The 3,183-nt window shown below is 48.2% G+C and carries 2 protein-coding genes and 4 tRNA genes; 1 reads left to right on the top strand and 5 read right to left on the bottom strand.

Annotated elements, in window-relative coordinates; translation table 11 throughout:
* Positions 1-13: 13 nt before the first annotated feature.
* The 4 genes from A3766_RS20090 to A3766_RS20075 all read right to left on the bottom strand — a co-directional run bounded on the left by A3766_RS20090 (position 14) and on the right by A3766_RS20075 (position 480).
* Positions 14-98 (bottom strand) — tRNA-Leu (locus tag A3766_RS20090).
* A 65-nt stretch (positions 99-163) separates the two neighbouring features.
* Positions 164-239 (bottom strand) — tRNA-His (locus tag A3766_RS20085).
* A 28-nt stretch (positions 240-267) separates the two neighbouring features.
* Positions 268-344, bottom strand: a tRNA-Arg gene (locus A3766_RS20080).
* Positions 345-403: 59 nt separating this feature from the next.
* A tRNA-Pro gene (locus A3766_RS20075) sits at positions 404-480 on the bottom strand.
* A 228-nt stretch (positions 481-708) separates the two neighbouring features.
* Between A3766_RS20075 and folD the strand changes: the two genes are divergently transcribed.
* Positions 709-1,563 (top strand): bifunctional methylenetetrahydrofolate dehydrogenase/methenyltetrahydrofolate cyclohydrolase FolD, encoded by an 855-nt coding sequence (folD, locus tag A3766_RS20070; protein ID WP_068554101.1) that lies wholly within the window; start codon positions 709-711, stop codon positions 1,561-1,563.
* Between the two features lie 353 nt (positions 1,564-1,916).
* Here folD and cysS read toward each other — a convergent pair.
* Positions 1,917-3,183 (bottom strand): cysteine--tRNA ligase (cysS, locus tag A3766_RS20065; protein WP_068642853.1); only part of this gene is annotated, 1,267 nt, incomplete at its 5' end.

The raw sequence follows: 3,183 nt of genomic DNA, 5'->3' as shown, positions 1-3,183 counted from the left end.
CCAAGATTTGACTTGGTGCGAAAGGAGAGACTCGAACTCTCACGCCGCAAGACACTAGAACCTAAATCTAGCGCGTCTACCAATTCCGCCACTTTCGCATCGTCAATTTTTTCGTATTCTAACCAACTTGCAACCCGTTGTAAATCAACAATTTGCAAAAAGTTGGGGTGGACGAAGGGGTTCGAACCCTCGACCGCCGGAATCACAATCCGGAGCTCTACCAACTGAGCTACGCCCACCATTACCTGGCTTCTACCACTTAATAAATGGCGCGCCCGATAGGATTCGAACCTATGGCCTACGGCTTAGAAGGCCGTTGCTCTATCCAGCTGAGCTACGGGCGCTCGAATCCTTTTCTCTAAAAACCCTATTACACAAACAACATGAAACAAGATCTTTAAAATGGTCGGGGTAGAGAGATTCGAACTCCCGACATCCTGCTCCCAAAGCAGGCGCGCTACCAGACTGCGCTATACCCCGATCATACTTAAATCAGCTAACAACTCCTATTCACAAGCACTGCTGCCTGGAACATTCCTCGTTGCCTCTCAAAGATGGCGCGAATAATACAGCCGGTTTTTTCGATCGTCAACAAATTTTAAAGCGAATTTTAGAAATTCTTTTAAAAAAGCAATTTATAAGCTTTTTATTCATAAAGGGTCATGAGAAAATGCCGCCATTCAAAATTCAGGGTTAGAGAGATCAAACATGACCGCAGCACTAATTGATGGAAAGAAAATCTCGCAAGAGGTAAAGGCTAAAGTGGCCGAAGGCGTAAAAGAAAGAGTCGCCCAAGGTAAGCGCCCTCCCGGGCTTGTGGTTATATTGGTAGGTGCTGACCCAGCATCTGAAGTGTACGTTCGAAACAAAACTAACTCTTGCGAACAAGTCGGCTTCAAATCCGAAACGCTGACACTTCCTACTGAAACAAGTCAGGAAGAGCTAGAAAGCCTTATTGACAAATATAATGCCGACGAAACAATCGACGGCATACTGGTTCAGCTCCCTCTGCCTGAACACCTAGACAGCGATCCTTTACTAGAACGTATACGCCCAGATAAAGATGTAGATGGCTTCCACCCTTTTAATATTGGCCGCCTTGCACAAAGAATGCCCCTACTCCGCTCCTGCACCCCAAAAGGCATAATGACTTTATTGGAAACAACAGGACAAACAATCAGAGGCAAAGATGCCGTTATCGTCGGCGCTTCTAATATCGTTGGTCGACCGATGGGCCTTGAGCTATTACTAGCTGGCTGCACTGTCACGACCACTCACCGCTTCACCAAAAACCTGCCCGAGAAGATATCTCAGGCCGACATCGTAGTCGTTGCCGCCGGCAAACCTGGCTTAGTAAAAGGTGAATGGATTAAGCCTGGCGCAATTGTTATCGACGTGGGTATTAACCGTTTGGACGATGGCCGCTTGGTGGGTGATATTGAATTTGATGTCGCGCAAGAGCGCGCTGGCTGGATTACACCTGTTCCTGGCGGTGTAGGCCCCATGACAGTTGCAACGCTGATGGAAAATACGCTTTATGCAGCGAATGAGCTGCATAGCTAAGTTGAAGCAAGCCTGTAGGAAGAGGTCTCCGTACCTCCCTGGCGGACTGGCACAAAGTTTCTATGAAGCACCGCATTAGCGAGAGGTAGAACCCTCTGCCTACAAAAGAATATATACCAAACTCCACGTAGGCGGGGCCTCCGGCCGCGCGAACGAAACCGCTAGGCTATCTGATACACCGTGGAAAGACTTGCGCCCCGAGACGGGCCGCCTACAACTACAAACGCGCTATCTCGACAGTCACTTGTAGGCAGATGTCTCCGTGCCTCGCTGGCGGACTGGCACAAAGTTTCTATGAAGCACCGCATTAGCGAGGGGTAGAACCCTCTGCCTACGATTGAGTTTATTAGTGATTAAGAGCGGCGCCAGCTGGTACCATCTTTACTATCATCTAAGGTAATGCCCTGCTCTAACAACAGATCACGAATTCGGTCAGACTCCGCCCACTCTTTATTCGCACGTGCTTCTGTTCTTGCCACAACTAAAGTATCTATCTCATCATTTGATAAACCATCAGCCGAAGCTGCGCCTTTAAAGTAATCTTCAGGGTCTAATTGAAGAATACCCAAAGCTTCACCTAAAGAACGAAGCGTACTAGCCAAGGCCGCAACATTGTCACCTTCATCAGTACGTGCAACATTTAGCTCTCGAACCAAGTCAAACATCACGGCCAATGCTTCAGGCGTATTAAAGTCATCATCCATCGCTGTTTTAAAGCGCTCAAGATAAGACTCAACGCGCGCTTCAGAACTTAGCTCTGCCTCGCTCAAACCACGTAAAGACTGATATAAACGATCCAAGGTTGCTTGCGCTTCAACCAGGTTATCTTCGGAATAATCAACCTGACTACGATAGTGGCTAGACACTAGGAAGTAACGAATCACTTCAGCCGGATACTTTTCCAAGACTTCGCGAATGGTGAAGAAGTTACCCAAAGATTTAGACATCTTTTCTTTGTTTACACGAACAGCGCCTGCATGCATCCAGTAGTTCACATACTTCTGACCGGTTGCACCTTCAGACTGGGCAATTTCATTTTCATGATGTGGGAATTTTAAGTCTGGCCCGCCCCCATGAATATCAAAGGTATCACCCAAACAGCAAGTCGACATGGCTGAGCATTCAATATGCCAGCCAGGGCGACCATTCCCCCACGGGGATTCCCAGCTAGCCTCGCCTTCTTTTGCCGCTTTCCACAAAACAAAATCCAGTGGATTACGCTTATGCTTTTCAACATCGATACGCGCACCCGCCAACAGCTCTTCGGTATTACGCTTGCTTAGCTTACCGTAGGTTTCAAACTTATCGATCGCATAATAGACATCGCCATTGTCGGCAGCATAAGCATGCTCGTTGTCGATCAGACGTTGAATCATATCGATAATTTCCTGGATATGCGCCGTCGCTCTCGGCTCCTGGTCTGGAGACTTCACCGACAACGCCGCTTCATCCTCATGCATCGCATCGATAAAGCGCTGCGTTAAAGCATCGTAGGCCTCTCCATTCTCCGCCGCTCGGGCGAAGATCTTGTCATCTACATCGGTGATATTTCGGATATACGTAACGTCGTAGCCAGAGTGGCGCAAGTAACGCGTAATCACGTCAAAGCTGACCAGCACG

The sequence above is a fragment of the Oleiphilus sp. HI0132 genome (genome assembly GCF_001635845.1).
The sequence above is the reverse complement of the archived record's forward strand: the minus strand, read 5'-3'. Positions and strand labels throughout refer to the sequence as shown.

What these genes read in the sequence shown, in the direction of transcription:
- folD (WP_068554101.1), top strand. Translation starts at nt 709, where the DNA reads ATGACCGCAGCACTAATTGATGGAAAGAAAATCTCGCAAGAGGTAAAG.